The sequence below is a fragment of the Paenibacillus sp. 01T443 genome (assembly GCF_056398325.1).
Genome location: NZ_JBFTPE010000015.1, coordinates 82,340 through 100,136, shown reverse-complemented (window position 1 = coordinate 100,136; position 17,797 = coordinate 82,340). Strand labels below are relative to the sequence as shown.

Below are 17,797 nucleotides of genomic sequence, written 5' to 3'. Positions count from 1 at the left end.
TTACCATTATTAAGCTAACTTTTCTTACTCAAGGAGTTCTTGGAATGGAGTGATAAATATGCGAGGTGAAGAAAATGGGGATGAATTTTACAGCTTTCTTAGGTCATAAGTTAAATAAAGATGATATTCAATTATTATGTCATGCTCTAAATTCTAGATCTTTAAAGCACGTCGAGGAATTCATTACTCACTTACTCCCATATAATCCTGAAGATGTGGGGAAGCCATGGAAGGTTCGTGATGGGATTGGTGGCACTATGAAATGGGGGAAAAGACATGGAATTGATCCTACAAGGGATTACCAAAAGCTTTGGGGATAAAAAAGTGCTCCAGGGCGCAGGGTTCCATTTTCATAAGGGTAAAATATACGGTCTGCTGGGTCGCAACGGCGCCGGGAAAACGACATTGTTCAACTGTTTAAGCGGTGAAACCAGGATAGATAGCGGACATGCTTGGTTGAAAGACGAGGGAGGAGAGAGAAAACTGGCCGAGGAGGACATCGGTTATGTGTATTCGTTGCCGATCCTGCCCGAATTTCTGACCGGTTATGAATTCGTCAAGTTCTTCCTCGATATTAACCGGGACAAGCAGCCGAACTCCAATATTGACACTTACTTCGATAGGATGAGCATGTCGCAGGAAGACAGACACCGGCTTATTAAAAACTACTCCCATGGGATGAAAAACAAAATTCAGATGCTGCTTTTTCTCATTTCAAAACCGCCGGTCATTCTGCTTGACGAACCGCTGACTTCCTTCGATGTGATTGTGGCACTCGAGATGAAGAATAGGCTGCGCGAGATGAAACGCGATCATATTCTCATTTTCTCCACCCATATTTTGCAATTGGCCGCCGATTTGTGCGATGAGCTTGTCGTGCTGAACAACGGTCAATTGTCCGCTGTACCGACCGAATTGCTGCATAGTCTGGAGTTTGAACAGAGTATTATTTCTTTGCTGAAGGATGAAAGTCATGCTGAGAACAGTTAGCACGCTGTTTTCTATTCGGACTTCCTCAGCCGTCAATCGATTGATTTATTACGCTCAGAAGCTGCCGTTGGTTGGCCGAGCAGTTAAGGATCCTCTATACGCCAATCTGGATGGGAAAAAGGCGATTGCTATCATCGCATTCCTTCTGCACATCATTTGGGGCTTCGGATCCAAGCTGGCTTATCTAGGGCTAATGGTTTACGTGCCGGCCGTCGTATGGAACGAGACCCTGTCTCAGGAGGATCAGCTTTCGCTGTTCATGCATATTTTCTTGCTGCTGAGCTTTGGGACGGCGGGTGTCATCAGTGCATCGGTTATGGAGACGAAACGTGAGAAGTACATTGCAGTCAAGCTCATGCGGATGAAGCCTGCCGCTTATATGCAAGCGTCGCTGGGATATCGTTATTTCTCATACTTTATCTACTATATTCCGGCAATGCTGCTCTTCACCTCCTTCCTGAATGTCCCGGTTCTTCAGGGGATGGCGCTGGCCGTGTCGGTCACGCTTTGGCGGGTGTTCTGCGAATATCTCCATCTGAAACTTTTTCAAAAAACGGGCATCGTACTCATCAAAAATACTGTGGTTGTGTGGCTTGCGATTGGACTTGGCTACGGTGCTGCTTATGCGCCGATATTACTAAAATGGACTCCTTCCATCGGCAATCTGTTGCTCCTTTGGCCCGTTACGATGGTCATTGCGGTGTTTGGCGCGAGTGCCGCGGTGCAGTTAAAACGATATTCTGACTATCGAACGGCAGTGGATGCTGCGACGAAGCGGGATGATCCGCTGCTCGATCTTGGGCAAATGTTCAATGAAGCCAATCAAAAACAGGTGAAATTGAAGGACATCGACTTTACGCCTACCGTCGGGCAGACGGACCAATTGAAGAGTCGGGAAGGTTATGCGTATCTGAATGCATTGTTTTTCGCCAGGCATCGCAGTCTAATCGTACGACCCCTGTGGAACAGAATGGCGATTATCGGCGCCTTAGGGGTGATCGGCGTAACGTTCTCTGTCATCGATACCGAAAGGGCCTCCTCCCTGGCTGCAAACTGGACAATGGGAATCCCTTATTTGATTTGGATCATGAACTTCCTGTCCATAGGAGAAAGAGCGTGTAAGGCCATATTCTATAACTGTGATCTCAGCCTTATGCGGTACAGCTTCTACCGAAAAGCGGCCGACCGTCATTTCCGTCAACGGTTATCCCGCATCTGCGGGCTTAATCTGGCGCTTGCCGCCGCGCTTGGAGCCGCATTGACCGGATTTGCTCTGGCTGCCGGGGGAGTTCCGACAGAAGAATTGCTCCTGACGTTGCTCTTCGTGTTTGCGCTTTCTGTGTTTTTCTCCATTCACCACCTGTTCCTATATTACATCCTGCAGCCTTATTCGACCGAGCTAAATATGAAAAATCCTTTTTTCTTTATCGTAAACGTTGTTGTTTCTATGGCGTTCGTATTGGTCATCATCCTGAAAGTCGATACCGCGGCACTCACGATAGCCATAGTCGCCATCACGGTCGTTTACTTCATGACGGCGTTGATCCTTGTTAGAAGATGGGGACCTCGCACTTTCAGAGTGAAATGAGCGATTTGCTGCACCCCAGAATAGGTCAGGCCCTGCAGCAAGCCATCATTCCGAACGGATCATGGCTTGCTGCAGGGCCTTTTTATTCGCATAGGGTTGGGCACATGAACGGCTTTGGCACTTTTTCCATGGTTACCTAAGTAGCCATCAATGCCTCTACGCAGCACTAAAAAAAAAAGAAAATTTAGCTCTTCAAGGAAATGTGAATACACACCAGCGGTTAATGCTTAAAACGATGATTGGGCATATCGATTTTTTGGATGAGCAAATTGAAGCTATTTATTTCCGCAGTTAGTGCATTCCCGCACCTTCTGACGGATGAAGATTTATATATCGCTGTAAGCAATATGTATTCAAAAGTTAAAAATGACCTATCAGACAAACCATTTTTTAATACAAGAAATTAATGGACAATGGATAACAAAACATAATAAACGAGATACCGAGCTTTATTAAGAGATGAATTTAGTCATATTTTGAGTACAACTGGATTCTCTGATATCGAGTGGTGTATGCCATCAGAATCGGGTTATTACCAGCCCATTGTAACTGCTCGAAAAAAATGTAGTTTAAGCTAACGGGTACGATAGCTCAATAATGACATGGAGGCAGCCGATCACAACGATCGGCTGCCTCTTTTAAGATATCGGGCAATATAGCTTAGCAATAATTAATTTTTGCCAGTCATGATCTCCTACAGTTTGTTATTATATGTGATAGAACATTTTTCTAGATATGTATAAGGGAGATATTATAAGTCCAGGTGTATACCATTTCAAATCTTTTGGGCATTTTAGATGGTATAATATCGATTCCAGATTACGCACAGCAAAAGCCCAATGGCGGACCCTGACGATGCGCACTTGGCCTCTCGATGAGGCATCGGCCTGGGTCGAGAAGCACCGCCGCGAGTGGAACCAGCACTTTGGCGCTCTGGAATTGCACCTCAAGTCCATGACCCAAAAGGAGGAACAATGAACATGACCACATCTGCACCAGAGTTCACCATTACCCGCACCCTGAATGCCCGCCGCGAGCTTGTATGGCGTGCCTGGACCGAGAAGAAGGAACTCGCCGCCTGGCTGCCTTCGACACCTCTGGAGTCAATCTCCTTCGACGTCCGCGAAGGCGGATGCTATCGCTACACAATGGTCAATAAGGAAACCGGCCAGGAGTATCTAACCGGAGGTGTGTTCCTTGATGTCATTCCTTATGAACGGCTCGTCTTCACCTGGGGTTACCCCGATGCTCCCATCGAGGACTCCCCTGTGGTAACCCTAACCCTCACCGCACAAGGCGATTGCACCGAGATGATCTTCCAACTACGCGGTTTCGCTGGTCACCCCGGCGATCAGTATGTGTACGACGGCTGGTCTAATACGCTCGACAATCTATCGAAGCACCTTCCTGAACAGAAGTAATACACCTCAGCAAGAGCCTCACGGCAACCCGCAAGTTATGATTCTGCTAACGGAATGAAAGAGTACAGCTTGGAACAGAACCATGGCTTCTTTCGTTCAACCTTGCCATTGAACAAACGGGGGACGCTAATTAGACTATACTTAATTTAGTTTTATTAAGCACGTAAAAATGATGAAAAAGGAGGTATTATGAATAAACGAGAACGAATTAAAACAATCTTTTTATATGGTGTCTTCATTTGTTACATAGTTTTTTTAATTAAATTATTGTTCTTATCAAGAATTTCACTTTTGGAGATGTTTAATAGTCAAAGGACTTTAAATAGGTCAATCAATCTTATTCCATTTTATAGTATAAAGGAATATATACTTGGCGGTTCTACGACTATAAAAAAATTCGCTTTTAGTAATGTGGTTGGTAATATAGTTATTCTTATTCCTCTTGGTACTTATTTGTCATTATTCAAAAAGGACAAAAGAGTAATAATCAATCTGTTGTTTATATTCTTTGTGAGTTTATCTGTTGAAATCACTCAGGGGCTTTTAGGCATCGGAACATCAGACATTGATGACATAATTTTAAATTGTTTGGGTGGATTGATTGGTATTTTAGGGTATAAGTTTTTAGCGTTTATATTACGATATGAGAAAAAAGTACGCACCGTAATCACAATAATATCTGCTATAGGATTACCTGTTATATTATATTTATTATACATGGTGACATTGAGACTCTGAATTGCACTAACGGGGACTATAGTTTAACTATCACCAGAACGAGACTGCCGACATGAAACGGCAGCCTCGTTGAGCTAACGGGAAGAATAGTTTAATTGTACATTTACAAAATAAAACCCCGTATTTTATTAAAAGACCTGGTGTGGAGGGATATTTAAAATCTGCCAAGGATTTAGGTCTAAAAGTCGGCTTAGCATCAAGTGCACCAAAAGATTAGGTTATGGGGTATCTTAATACGCTTAACTTGGTACACTATTTCGATTGCATTCGTGTTCGGGAGGATGCAAAGAAAGTAAAACCCGACCCGGACCTATACCTTCAAGTAATAAAAAATTTCTGTATTGAACCTAAAGAGGCTATTGCTTTTGAGGATTCCCCAAATGGTGCATTAGCTGCGAAAAGAGCGGGCATGTATTGCGTTATTGTTCCAAATGATGTTACTAAGGATTTATCATTTTGTGATATTGATTTACGTTTGGTATCGATGGAACAAATAAACCTGGAGTTACTTATTGAACAACTTAACCAAATCTGAAGTTGTTAGTGGTACATGCTACATGCTACATCTAAGTTCGTGGAGTAGATTCTATTGTATATTCTCATTACGTTAACGAGACACGATAGTTGAACGGAAAATGGAGCAGTTTGCCGCGGCAGCTGCTCCATTTATTATTAAGCTAAGGGGCAGGTTAGTTTGGTTATATGCATACTTGACCACCAGTCTTATGGTAAAATACCCCAAGTAGTTAAGGAGGGTATGCGATGAATATTGAAATAACACTGGTCCCGTATGAAGAGAAGACAGTACTTTACAATCTCATTCAGCTATATCGTTACGACAGTAGCGAATTTGACGGACACGTATTAAACAACCATGGGCTGTACTTATACAAATACTTCGATCATCAGTGGACAGATGAGTATCGACGTCCTTTTTTAGTCAAAGTGGATGGGGAGATTGCTGGCTTTGTTCTGATTAGCCTCGATGTTCCAAAAGAATATATGAAACTGAGTACTGCTGAAAAAACAAACACGATAAGTGAATTCTTTATTATGAGGAAATACAGGCGCAAAGGAGTAGGTAGGAAAGTTGCTTACTCACTGTTTGAACAGTACTGTGGTGTATGGGAGGTGCGACAGACATTTGCTAATAAGAGAGCGTATGAATTTTGGAAGCAGGTAATTACACAATACAAAGAAACTAATTTTTATAATGAGCAGCTTATACAAAATGATAAGTGGAATGGTCCTGTCTTTGTATTTGATTCAATAAAAAGCTGAACTAACGGGTAAGGATAGTTGAACATACAAGGAGCAGTTTGCTGCGGCAGCTGCTCCATTTCTTTGTTAAGCTAACTGGCAGAAGGTGGAATGGTTATTTATTATCACTCTCTCTTTTGCCAGAGTAACACATCCGCTTCACCGTCTGGCGCAACGGGCTGTGAATGGGGAGCGGAATTGGCCAGCCAAATTCTCCCTATGGTATTTCCGACCAGGATCGTTCGAAAATCCCGGCCATGTCCGCCGACTTGGTATAATCAGCCGTTCGTAGGACGATGGAAGAAGCACTGTTTTTATGAACCGACCGCGAAAGAATGTGAAAATGTATATAATACGTTTTAACGAAAAGAGCTCATTAGGATCTCTTAACCTGACTTGTCACAGCCATGTTCTACTTGACGGGGTGCAGTTCATGGTGTGGCTGCCGTCTTCTCAACTAACGGGCAGGATAGTGTAATCACTGCGCGAACACTTCAGATAGGGGTCCCGCGAACAAAACGCGAAAAACGTACGCTAAGGAATCCGGCTAATGTGCAAAGTAATACGGGAATCAACTTTTAGGGTAATACCGTCGAAGCTATTATATTGATGCATCCGAGCAAAACAAAATTGAGAGCAAATTCGGTGAGACCAAGCGAAGGTTCGGGATTGGTCGTATTCAAGCACGCCTTGCGAAGACCAGCCAAACCGTAATTGTTCAACTGGTCATGAATTTGGAGCGCAACCTCCTGATTCATTTTTGCTTCATTCTAGGATGGTTTCAAATCTACCAATACAAACGCAAGGTGTGTTGAATTGATCATTAAGTAAGGTCTAATATATCACATCGCCGATTTTGCGGCGGGCGCATTTGCTAACCTTCTGCCTCTTCATGAGGTAGAGGTTTTTTTCGCTTATTTGGTCCACGGCGGTTATAGACAATTAGTTCAAATCCATGTATAGTTGTATGCACGAGTAACCAACCGTTCAACATCGTAATCGTTCTTAGAGAAAAGAGGTCCTTGATGAAACCGACATTGGATGAATCCCAACCAATCTTTCAACAGATTGCCCAAATGATCATGGACGAGATTGTGGGGGGCGAATTGAACGAAGAGGAACAAATTCCTTCCGAAAATGAATTGTCGCGCTTCTATAACATCAATCGGGCGACAGTACGCAAGGGTCTCCAGGCTTTGGTGGATGCAGGAATTATTTATAAACAGCGAGGGATAGGCATGTTTGTAGAGAGTGGAGCGAAGCTGCAATTGTTGAAGGAACGTCAGCGTCACTATCGCGAACAATTCGTCCTTCCCTTGTTGGAAGAAGCGAAGAGAATCGGATTAAGCAAGGAATCGGTCGTTCAGTTGATTCTGGAGGAGGAGTAATGATGATAGACGTAAACGAAGTGGCGTATTCGTACGACAACGTTCCCGTTCTCGATAAAGTATCGTTCGAGGAGAAGGAGCCGGTGATCACTGGGCTGTGGGGGCGCAACGGGGCCGGCAAAACAACGCTGATGAGACTACTGGCCGGTCATCAACGGCCTCACGGCGGAACGGTTCAAGTTATGGGCTCGGCACCTTACGGTAACCCGGCGGCAGTTCGGCATGTTTGCTACATGCAGGAGGATCATCCGTTCAGCACGATCTGGACGGTACAGGATGCGCTTCGTTTCGGTCGATATTTCAATGCCAACTGGGATCAAGCTACGGCAGACCGTCTGGTCGAAACTTTCAGATTGGACCGCAAGAAGAAAGTATCCAAACTGTCCAAAGGGATGAAATCTGCGCTACAGTTTATTATCGGGTTATCTAGTCATGCCGACGTAACGATACTCGATGAGCCGACGAACGGCCTGGATGCCGGGATACGGAGAAAGCTGTATGAGGCATTAAGGGAAAGCCATGAACAATTGCCTCGTCTCATTCTGATTTCGACGCATCATATTGAAGAAGTCCAAACGCTCTGCGAATCATTGATCGTTATGCACAAGGGCAAGTTGCTGCATCATAAACCGATCGACGAGTTCCGCGAGCAAGGTATATGGTTGGTTGGCGAACGGAGCGCGGTGATAAACGTTATTGACGGTCATAAAGTGCTGGAGAAAAGCGCGATGGGATCGAAAATCAGGGTGATGCTCGACGCCCCATATTCGAAGCAATGGAAAGAGCAAGCACAAGCCTATGGACTTTCCATTGAGAAAGCAAACTTGCAAAATTATTTGCTTAATATAACTGAAGATGCGGAGGTAAACATATGAACGCACAGAGCGCGGTATTCCGATTGATGTACCATGATGTGAGCTGGTATTTTGCCAAACTTATGCTGCTGTCCATTACCGTTCCGTTGACGATCGTATGGATCATCGCGGGCTTGGTCTTTGACCTCGATCGGGAAACGATTGCCGCGATATCAGGGCCTGCATACTTCTTTCTCGCCGGATTCGGGCTCTTCGGATTCAAGTCCCTCTTTCCAATAACGATCGGAATGGGAAGTACGCGCGAGCAATTCCTTAAAGCTTACTACGGCATGGGCATAGGGGGCGTTATTTTCAGCGTCTTGTGTCTGAACATCTGCCAATACGCGCTAGTCACGATCTATCAATGGAATTCGGTAGAAGCCGGCATTCTTCATGCTGCAAGGTTGTTTCTGGCAGAGTACCATTTCTTCGACTATTTGTGGATCGATCTGATGGTGGGCATGACATGCTTCGGTCTTACATTTTTCGGCAACGCCATCGTGTATCGGGTAGGATTTATGCGCAGCGTTATTATATTAATGATCGTAACGGTCGCAGGCATATTTCTTTATTATGGAGGCATTATTTCCGCCTTGTTCGACTTGACGTCGAATTTCAAGATGAGTGCGATGGCGATCGCTTCATGCATCGGGGCGGTGAGTCTGGCTGCGTTGTTCGCCACGTATCCTATGCTGCGCCATGCGCCATTGCATCCGATGCCGAGAAAAGGATAACGAATAAATGGTTGGACCGCTATCAACAACATATATCATCCGGATCGGGTGTACGAGCGGCATTCGACCGGACCGAAGTTGAAGCGGATTCGAGAAGAAATGGGCAGAAACATGGAAGTGGCATCAGCCGGATTTCGGCATCATCCATTAAGCTAACGGGACACGATAGCTGAATATTGACACCGAGGCAGCCAGTAGGACAATCGGCTGTCTTTTCCTCATTAACTTACGCTAACGGGTAGGATAGTGAAAAACTGGAACTCGGTTATTCGCAACATAATTACTTACATTCTCGTCTTAAAGGTAGCGCAGAATATGGGGTGGGAACTTTGAAAAAGTCAGTTTTAGGAGTAGCCTTGCTACTTTTCGTATGTGTGCTTGTTGGTTGTAGTGCCTCATCAGAAGCCAAAAAGGGCAATTACATTATTGCAAAGGAAGATAATCGAATCTTAGTGGCGAAGCAAGTTTCCCTAAAAGACGCAGAAAGTAAGTCCTTTGCTACACTCAAAAAGAATAATATTGAATTAATTTATTACATTGTTGAAGATTCTGAACTGTACAACGAACTTAGAGTAGGTGAGGAAGTTAATGTAAATCCCAAAACCAATGACAAAGGCAAATACGTTGTTATGCAATCCGATCCACCACAAATTGTTGCTGGTGTGATAGAAAGACATAACCAAAAACACGAAAGCATAATGCTAGACAATTTATTACAAGCAATGGAAAACCAAGGTTTAAAATTACTTCAAATTCAACCGAAGGGTGGCCCATCATATTTCGAAAAGCTCAACAATGTTAAGTCAGTGACTTATGCTATAGATACATATAGCATGGGTGATGTCACAGATGAAGTTGAAGTCAATTCATCACTTGTAGCAATTGTTAATATGTCGGTCTACGTGTTTGATTCTGTAGAGGCTCGAAATAAAGGACGTAAAGACTTAAATGATAAATTACAACTCGTTGACCTAGCAAGTCCGCCTAGTATTTATGAAAACAAAAATGTGCTTGTAGTCCATTTTAAGTATCCCGATGAACCAGTCAAGTACGATGAAATGATTCAACAGGCTGTTAAAGGGCTGTAATACGAAAGAGTTGGACATCTTCTGGTAATCAAACCAAGTGGCGTGTTACGCTAACGGGGAACTATAGCTTAACAATCACCAGAACGAGGCTGCCGGCATAGATCGGCAGCCTCGTTGAACTAACGGACAGTTTAGTTCAAAAAAGGTTTAGACCATTGTTGATTGGGAAAGGTGTAAAAAAGACGGACGGTGGTGATTCATCTGTACTTAGAGAAGGTTGAAGAGCATGAAGTACAGCTATTGGTCAAACAATTTGGAACATTAGCTGTTCATGAAGAGGAAAACCCCAATCATTTTTTCAATCATATAGGAGTTTTAGATGTTTTTGACCACTGCTTGACGGAGCAGGAAGCGTCAGAACTGCTGACTTCTTTTGAAGAGCATAATCTCGAATATGAAAAGAATTTTATTGATTTTTTTCAATTGGTATACAAAGAAAATAACACGACCCAAACAATATTTGTAGATGTTCGTTTTCCTTTTGAAGAGGGGTCTCCTTACAAAAAAGCAGTCATTAAAACAATTCTAAAGAGATTAAATGATTCGGAAACCCTAACATTCAGGGAATTGTTGAGTTACAAATCCACTTTATATAAAATAAATGATTTCAACACTCTAGCCTTCGTTGTAATGCTATCTACTAGGGAATTATGTTTTTCTAATTTCTATTTTTCTAATCTTGAAGCAGTATTTTTGGGGAACTATGATTTAAGCTTTCCATTATACTGCAAAGATAATGAAAACTTTGAAAAGTTCAAAAAGTTTGCACATAAAGCTGGACTTCACATTAGGCAATAAAAATTGAATGAGCAGGCGCTGTAGTGGCATGGAAAGGAGCCCTTTGCGGCTCTTTTTTTCTATGTCTATTTGTAAGATTAAGAATGTAACGAATGTCTCTTCATGATGAAAATCACTGTTTTTTAAACATATATATCGATTATTTGGGTGTTGATTACAGAATATTACAACTATAATGAGTCGTAGAAAGGGGGGGCAGCCTCTTTTAGACAAGCAGGTCGACAGGGATCTATCAACTAATTAATGGATGGTGATTAAGTAATGGGATTTAAGAGAAGTTCATTTGGCAGGAAGATACTGACAGGTGTTGTGGTTATTCCGCTTCTCCTTACGAGTATAGCGACGGCATCTGCATCCAGTACGGATATGCAAGTCAATGAAGGAAACGCACGCGGCATTCAGCTGGAATATTTGGACCGTGGCTTAACTGCGGCCTCTACATCGGAAGGTGTATTTCTTAGCTGGCGACTGCTCGCGAATGAGGTGACGGGATATTCGGAGACTGGTTTGACAGGAGCGAATTTCAACGTGTACCGCGACGGTGTTAAAATTGCGGTGATCGATAACAGCACCAATTACCTCGACAAAGACGGCTCCGCTGCTTCGCAATATTATGTAAGCGCTATTTTAAACGGCCGGGAGGTAGATCAAAGCGCCCAGGTTAAGCCTTGGGGAAATGCCTATTATGATCTGCCGCTACAAAAACCAGCAGACGGAATCACACCGGCAGGAGAAGCGTATACCTACTCCGCGAATGATTTGAGCGTAGGCGATGTCAACGGTGACGGACAGTATGAGTTATACGTCAAATGGGAGCCGTCCAATTCGAAGGATGTGTCACAAGTCGGATATACTGGCGTGACCTATATTGATTGCTACGAGATAGACGGAACACTGTTATACCGAATTGATCTGGGCGTGAATATTCGTTCCGGTGCTCATTACACGCAATTCATGGTTTACGATTTTGATGGAGATGGTAAGGCGGAAGCGATGCTGAAGACCGCTCCAGGAACTAAAATCATCACGTATGACCGGCAAGGCCAAGTCTCCTCCGAGAAATATATTACGATGCCGATTGAGGATGTAAATGCCGGCTACAGCAATAAGGATGATTACCGGATGAGCAGTGCTGATTATTATGAGCATCTGGTTGGTGTGTTTATGAACTGGTCAGAGCATGAGGAAGTGAAAAACGGCAGTTGGCCAGCTACGCTCGAAGAGAGCTTCGGAATCGAAAAGAAATACGACTATCCTTTATCCAAAGTGGATGCGGAGAGCATGGTCGATTACTTTATGGACGTATATGCGCCGAGCAGAAGCGCCCGTAACAATCTCCGGGCGTTCGAAGGCTTTATTGTGAAAGGGCCTGAGTATTTGACCGTCTTTAACGGTGCAACCGGCTCTGAGCTGGAGACGGTGCCCTATAAGCCCGGACGCGAGGATGACGGTCTTCTGTGGGGAGACTATGCGATGGCGAGAATCGAGCCGGGCAACCGGGTAGACCGTTTTCTGGCCGGGGTAGCCTACCTAGATGGCGAGAAGCCGTCAGCGGTGTTTGCAAGAGGCTATTATACGAGATCGACTCTAGTCGCTTATGACTGGGACGGCAAGCATCTTAAGGAGCAGTGGTTCGTTGACAGCGGATGGACGCCGATGACAAATCCTTTCAACGACGGACCGCACGGCCGAGATGGGACGGACCCCGAGTTCGGCACCTTAACGACGCAAGGAGCCCATTCCTTAAGCGCCGCAGATGTTGACGGTGACGGCAAACATGAAATCGTATATGGATCGGCTACGATTGATCATGACGGCACATTGTTGTATAGCTCGATGGATGTGATGCCGCCGCAGAGCGCTGCTCCAGGAACGACTGCCAGACTAGGCCACGGCGACGCGCTTCATGTAACGGATATCGATCCGAACAGGCCCGGGAAGGAAATCTTTATGGTTCATGAAGGTGGCGTCTGGGCGCCTTACGGCTATTCCTTGCGTGACGCAGAAACAGGCGAAGTGCTGAACGGCGGATATACCGGCAAAGATACGGGACGCGGAATAATCGGAGATGTTGAACCTGGTCATAGCGGTCTTGAAACATGGGCGGTCAGTCTGTGGACGGCGGACGGTACTCCGGTCAGCGCATCCGCGCCGGGCACCAATATGAATATAAAATGGTCAGCCGATATGACGACGCAGATTGTAAACGGAGCCATTGATGCCACTCCGACCATTGATGATTGGAAGAAAGGCAGACTGCTGACAGCCGAAGGGACAAGAACAAACAATTATACAAAAGGAAATCCGGGTCTGGTTGCGGATATACTCGGTGACTGGAGAGAAGAAATGCTCGTACGGACTGCAGACAGTTCGGCGATCCGGATATACCTCAGCACCGAGGTAACTGACCGTAAACTGTATACGCTCATGCATGATGCTCAGTACAGAGCGGAGGTGGCGAGACAGAATACGGCGTATAACCAGCCTGCGTACACGAGCTTTTATTTTGCCTCCGATACTGATTGGGCTGCCGTTCYGGTTCCATCTGTTCAGACCCCAGGGGTTTTGACAGCTCTGTCGAAACTTACGGACGATTATGTAGCATCCGGCGATTTGAATGGGCCGGTCGTGCCTCAGCTGAAAAATACGTTAAAACAGGCGCTACATCATCAAGAGAAAGATTCAATGAACAATGCAGTGAAGTCTTTGGAGAAATTCATTGCCCAGCTGGACAAAAAAACGAAGAAAGACGTAGTCTCCGATCGGGCGCAGAAGAACCTGACCTATCACGCGTCGAATCTCATAAAGATGTGGAAATAAGAAGGAAATGTAAGGAGAATTCGTGTAAAGCCGGCAGTTCGTAAAATAAGTTTTATACTGACCCCAATTAAAGAAACAGCGGTAGCCTTGGACGAGAAAATAAAGTCCTAGACTGCCGCTGTTTTATTAAACTACGTTTCCCGTTAGTTTAAAGAATTTTGAAATGGACCGAAGCGTGAATACGTTGTAATCTGAAGTTACTCTTCTCCAAATTAGCAAATCAATGATTCCATGTCGTTGACAAGTATTGGCTCGATGAGGGGGTGTGGAATGAAAAAATATTATTTCAAAATACTTGTATTGTTGCTATGTGTTTCTATGTTTGGTTGCAGTTCAAATGAAAAACAGTYACCTTTGCACTTTAACGAAATAATAAAGGAAAATATAGTGAAAATATCTTCACGAAATAGCGGCACTGGGTTGCTTTACTCAATCAAAGATAAGAAAGAAATAGACCAATTTGTTAAAACGATGGACTCTACAACATTTTCAAAGGTTAAGGCATACGAACCTGTAACAGGTAATACCAGTCTAAAGCTATATTCCGGAAATAATGTAGAGATATCGTTTATAACATCAATTGCTAGAGGTGTTTATCATATTGGAGATGGGTATTATAAAATGAACAAAGATATTAATGTAGAATTAAGCTCGTTTTATAAAGAACTTTATAGCAGTAAAAATCTAGTAAAAGAGTGAACTATAATTGAATTAACGGATAACGTTAAGCACAAATGCAGGACGTTCTGGCGGACTGCATTTATCATCTAACGGACATTATTATTTTTAGTGATTTTATTTTATTAGTAAGTGTTGATGACTGAGGGCAGAACTTACTCAACTAAAATGAAATGTATGATTGTGACACAAGCCATAGAAAGCCAGTAAACTAGGCATACCAAGGCTTTAGAACGATTATAGTACATATGTACAAAATACGAGTTTTGTGAAGTAGTAATATAGTTTGAATAAATCTCAACCTTCAACTTTCATATTACTGTTTACTGTCACACGGTTACACGCTCAGCAGGAAAAGCGATTGCAATCAAAAAAAAACCTTTTATCAAGGGCCTCCAGCAAGCAATCACAGTGTAGCCACGACCCGCAGTTACGCGAATTTTTAAACATATATGTTCTTACCATTCGACATGGTTAAACTCGATGGAAGAACTAGCTCGAAAAAGCAGCTGCCAGCATTGATGGTATCTGCTTTTTCGAGGTAAAAGCTTTTCTCACTTAAAGCGTTGCTGACAACGCCATCTTCATCGCTTCATCTCCCGCGATTGACCCGGTTACGCCAAAATGGATATCTTCCATCGTCCAGAACAATTCAGTCATGCCCTGTTGTTCGAATACGAATCCGTCCTCTTCGCCCACTTTCGTCCTCGTAAATAGCTCGGCCGGATAGACGGATGCCATGCGGCTGGCCGAGAACGTCACCGTATGCTCGCCCGACGTATACGTAAAAGTGATATCTCTAGCTGGTTGACCCGGCATCCCCACCGCTACCATCTCCGTCAAAGTGTAACCTTTCGGTACAAAGGACGGCAACAGCATGCCTTCTCCAAAAGCCGCCTTTGCTTCTTCGATCGAACCAAGCGTCGTGGTCGTCAATTCAGTTACATCTGAACCGGCGATGCCTCCGTTCATCTGTGCAGGAGATAAGTTCTCCGTCGTACTGTCCACAGGCGCCGGAGCGCTCGGTGGTTCTAGAAGCGGGATGGCCACAACGATTATGAGCGCTGCCACCAGCCCCACCACCGTCACCTTCCATGATTTCGCAATCGTCCATTTACGCCCTGCCTTCTCAGCGGCCGCTTCTTGACGAATCTTCCGCTTTAGTTGCTCACTCATCTCCATACTCGAAAATAACATTTCATCAGACTCCTTTCTAAACTGTTGACGCAGCTCATGATCCCTATCCATCATGAATGGTTCCCTCCTTACTTATCTCGCGGGCGAGCATTTCTCGCGCCCGATGCAGTCTGTTGCGTACTGTTCCTTCCGGCGTGCTCATTGCTTCTGATATCTCCCGCGTGTTGAGGTCCGCGTAATAATATAAGTACAACGCTTCCTGATACGGTAACGGTAGGCGAAGCACATGCTGCAGCACTTCGCTCTTCTTCAGCCGTTCGAGCGCCTCATCTTCCACGCTGATCGTTCGGCCGAGCTCCAACTTGCCTGGCTCGGTCGGCTGTTCCGTGAACATGCGAACGCTCATTTTGTCGCGGCATACGTTGACTGTGATCGTCGTCAGCCACGTCTTGACGGCACTGTCGCCTCGGAAGGTGTTCCACTTTCGGTACGCGCGCAGGAAGACCTCCTGGCTAATATCCTCGGCAAGATGAGCGTCGGCTGTATAGAAGAACGCGGTCCGTATGACAATCGTGCCGAATTCGTCCATGAGCTGCTCCAGTGCTTGCGTGGGGTCTTTTGCAAAATCATCCTTAAGTCGACTGCCGGTCGGCTTCACGTGATCACCACCTTCATCTTATTAGACGGTCCGAGTGCGAAATCCGCTGCAGATATAGTCATGGTTACGTATTTCGATATATGTTCTTGTCATTAGCTTTTGACAAGAACATATATCGTTATAACAAAAAAAAGTCGCTTTTCCGCGACTTTTAAGCATATATGTTCTTGTCAACCGACATTGACCATCCTGATGAAATTTTGAAGTACGTGTTCTATGACAAACTGCATTGCTGTCTACTCACCTTCTATTACATGCATGTGGAAAACACCGACATTTAATATTACTTGTGCGCATTCCTCTCGTGAAGCAAGCACATTAGTCAGTTTGGCTGCCTTGATGTTATTGAACTATCGTTCTCCATGAGCTTAATGATGCATGTTATTAGAAGTATCTTCGAAGCCGATACCCAAAACATGATTAGATGCTGTTGATGCTTCTTAGAAGACTTCATCAAATTTTTTATTAATGGACTCCCTATCATAATTCAATATCCAATCGTTGTATTCAAGAAAAATATCTTTAATTCCTGAAATTGAGTTTGAAATCACATCGCATCCACGATCATCATAAATATGATAAATTGTTCCTCTTCTAATATTAAGAAAAAAAACATCGTGATGAATTGCAGGCTTGACCCCTACATCTTGGTTACAAATAGCTTTAATTAAATTGAGATAATCTAGCTCTTTAACTTTACAATTGATCATATATCTAAAAGTATTGTCTATTTCGTCTGGTATTTCATCTTCATCAGCAAAGACATCGGGGATAACATTAAGCTTTAGATTTCTTAATAAGTGTTTACTCTTAATGTATTTTCGATATAAATTTACCCTTTTAATTTTGTTTTTTAGTTTATAAGCAAAAATTGCATTTGTAACAATAATAATTTCATCGTTTCTCTCATTGATAGCTTTGAATAACTCAATAGCTCGTTTATATACTCGTTCCATATAGAAATTCTTATCTAAATCATACGAATTTGAATCTCCAAGTTCAAATCGAATTCCTACATTCCAGTTGTAGAATAAAGGTGGCCTGAGAATCAAATTGGGAAAATGGTTACTCATAAATTGATCATACGTCGTCATTTTGATTTCACCCACTTGAAATATACTTTCCACCCATTGTATATAACGATTTTCAACTTCGCAATTCTCTATACCTGAAATAATTGCGGGATGATTAATCTATTCTGATCTTTAGTTGAGTACCGGCAACCGGCTTATTTTCCTTAAGCAACTGTAATGTGACCTCTCCAATGTCAAGATTACCAAGTACTCCTAATAGCAACCTTAGCTGTAAGGCATTTGCTTTTAATGTGTGTGGACTAAAATCCCTGAATCCGTTTTTCAGCTTCATACAGCTTCCATAATTCACTTATATTCATAAAGTAACCTCCCATTAGGCCTATTAAATCAAGGTTTACTTCTAATGGGAGGTTTTAATCGTTTCTATTGCACAAGCGTTACCCGTTAGTTCAACGTTTTATTACTCCCAGGGTACTCCTCTACTACTTCCCAGTTCTTATATTGATGGAGTCGGACTGCGCTAAATACAATAGAAAACAATCCTAATCCGCCACTAATAATATAAAGTATAGTTGTGTCAGTATCGCTTTCGAGTGACTGAAAACCCATAT

The 17,797-nt window shown here is 43.6% G+C and carries 17 protein-coding genes and 2 pseudogenes; 16 read left to right on the top strand and 3 right to left on the bottom strand.

Going from position 1 to position 17,797, the window contains the following annotated elements:
• Positions 1-80: 80 nt before the first annotated feature.
• The 16 genes and pseudogenes from AC1DLI_RS24880 to AC1DLI_RS24805 all read left to right on the top strand — a co-directional run bounded on the left by AC1DLI_RS24880 (position 81) and on the right by AC1DLI_RS24805 (position 14,378).
• Positions 81-320: a hypothetical protein gene (locus tag AC1DLI_RS24880; protein ID WP_477607161.1), complete on the top strand. Its 240-nt coding sequence runs from the start codon at positions 81-83 to the stop codon at positions 318-320.
• The gene (locus AC1DLI_RS24875) at positions 277-990 is read left to right on the top strand and encodes an ABC transporter ATP-binding protein (RefSeq protein WP_477607160.1); all 714 of its coding nucleotides are present in this window, start codon (positions 277-279) and stop codon (positions 988-990) included. Before AC1DLI_RS24880 ends, AC1DLI_RS24875 begins: the two co-directional genes overlap by 44 nt.
• Positions 974-2,578: a hypothetical protein gene (locus AC1DLI_RS24870; protein ID WP_477607159.1), complete on the top strand. Its 1,605-nt coding sequence runs from the start codon at positions 974-976 to the stop codon at positions 2,576-2,578. Before AC1DLI_RS24875 ends, AC1DLI_RS24870 begins: the two co-directional genes overlap by 17 nt.
• 974 nt (positions 2,579-3,552) lie before the next feature.
• Positions 3,553-3,999 carry an SRPBCC family protein gene (locus AC1DLI_RS24865; protein ID WP_477607158.1) on the top strand — a complete coding sequence of 149 codons (447 nt, stop codon included), beginning with the start codon at positions 3,553-3,555 and terminating at the stop codon, positions 3,997-3,999.
• Positions 4,000-4,188: 189 nt separating this feature from the next.
• Entirely contained in the window at positions 4,189-4,737 is a 549-nt protein-coding gene (locus AC1DLI_RS24860) for a VanZ family protein (RefSeq protein WP_477607157.1), read from the top strand.
• Between the two features lie 220 nt (positions 4,738-4,957).
• Positions 4,958-5,272 (top strand): HAD-IA family hydrolase, encoded by a 315-nt coding sequence (locus AC1DLI_RS24855; RefSeq protein WP_477607156.1) that lies wholly within the window; start codon positions 4,958-4,960, stop codon positions 5,270-5,272.
• Between the two features lie 227 nt (positions 5,273-5,499).
• Positions 5,500-6,018, top strand: a complete 519-nt coding sequence (locus AC1DLI_RS24850; RefSeq protein ID WP_477607155.1) for a GNAT family N-acetyltransferase — start codon at positions 5,500-5,502, stop codon at positions 6,016-6,018.
• A 142-nt stretch (positions 6,019-6,160) separates the two neighbouring features.
• Positions 6,161-6,360, top strand: a pseudogene (locus AC1DLI_RS24845) (cell wall hydrolase); the annotation flags it as partial.
• A gap of 245 nt (positions 6,361-6,605) precedes the next feature.
• Positions 6,606-6,812: pseudogene (locus AC1DLI_RS24840) on the top strand (transposase); the annotation flags it as partial.
• 210 nt (positions 6,813-7,022) lie between these two features.
• On the top strand, positions 7,023-7,385 hold the full coding sequence (locus tag AC1DLI_RS24835; protein ID WP_169086672.1) for a GntR family transcriptional regulator: 363 nt from the start codon (positions 7,023-7,025) through the stop codon (positions 7,383-7,385).
• Complete coding sequence (locus tag AC1DLI_RS24830) at positions 7,385-8,260, top strand: ABC transporter ATP-binding protein (RefSeq protein ID WP_477607154.1); 876 nt, start codon at positions 7,385-7,387, stop codon at positions 8,258-8,260. The genes AC1DLI_RS24835 and AC1DLI_RS24830 overlap by 1 nt, the downstream gene beginning before the upstream one ends.
• Positions 8,257-8,973, top strand: a complete 717-nt coding sequence (locus AC1DLI_RS24825; RefSeq protein WP_477607153.1) for a hypothetical protein — start codon at positions 8,257-8,259, stop codon at positions 8,971-8,973. Before AC1DLI_RS24830 ends, AC1DLI_RS24825 begins: the two co-directional genes overlap by 4 nt.
• A 329-nt stretch (positions 8,974-9,302) precedes the next feature.
• Positions 9,303-10,061 carry a hypothetical protein gene (locus AC1DLI_RS24820; protein WP_477607152.1) on the top strand — a complete coding sequence of 253 codons (759 nt, stop codon included), beginning with the start codon at positions 9,303-9,305 and terminating at the stop codon, positions 10,059-10,061.
• Between the two features lie 189 nt (positions 10,062-10,250).
• Complete coding sequence (locus tag AC1DLI_RS24815; protein WP_477607151.1) at positions 10,251-10,859, top strand: hypothetical protein; 609 nt, start codon at positions 10,251-10,253, stop codon at positions 10,857-10,859.
• Between the two features lie 261 nt (positions 10,860-11,120).
• Entirely contained in the window at positions 11,121-13,679 is a 2,559-nt protein-coding gene (locus tag AC1DLI_RS24810; RefSeq protein WP_477607150.1) for a rhamnogalacturonan lyase, read from the top strand.
• 270 nt (positions 13,680-13,949) lie between these two features.
• Positions 13,950-14,378 carry a hypothetical protein gene (locus tag AC1DLI_RS24805; protein ID WP_477607149.1) on the top strand — a complete coding sequence of 143 codons (429 nt, stop codon included), beginning with the start codon at positions 13,950-13,952 and terminating at the stop codon, positions 14,376-14,378.
• A 537-nt stretch (positions 14,379-14,915) separates the two neighbouring features.
• Here AC1DLI_RS24805 and AC1DLI_RS24800 read toward each other — a convergent pair.
• The 3 genes from AC1DLI_RS24800 to AC1DLI_RS24790 form a co-directional block, all read right to left on the bottom strand.
• On the bottom strand, positions 14,916-15,608 hold the full coding sequence (locus AC1DLI_RS24800) for a hypothetical protein (RefSeq protein ID WP_477607148.1): 693 nt from the start codon (positions 15,606-15,608) through the stop codon (positions 14,916-14,918).
• Positions 15,598-16,152 carry a sigma-70 family RNA polymerase sigma factor gene (locus AC1DLI_RS24795; RefSeq protein ID WP_477607147.1) on the bottom strand — a complete coding sequence of 185 codons (555 nt, stop codon included), beginning with the start codon at positions 16,150-16,152 and terminating at the stop codon, positions 15,598-15,600. Before AC1DLI_RS24795 ends, AC1DLI_RS24800 begins: the two co-directional genes overlap by 11 nt.
• A gap of 440 nt (positions 16,153-16,592) precedes the next feature.
• On the bottom strand, positions 16,593-17,246 hold the full coding sequence (locus AC1DLI_RS24790) for a DUF3885 domain-containing protein (protein WP_477607146.1): 654 nt from the start codon (positions 17,244-17,246) through the stop codon (positions 16,593-16,595).
• Between the last annotated feature and the right edge of the window lie 551 nt (positions 17,247-17,797).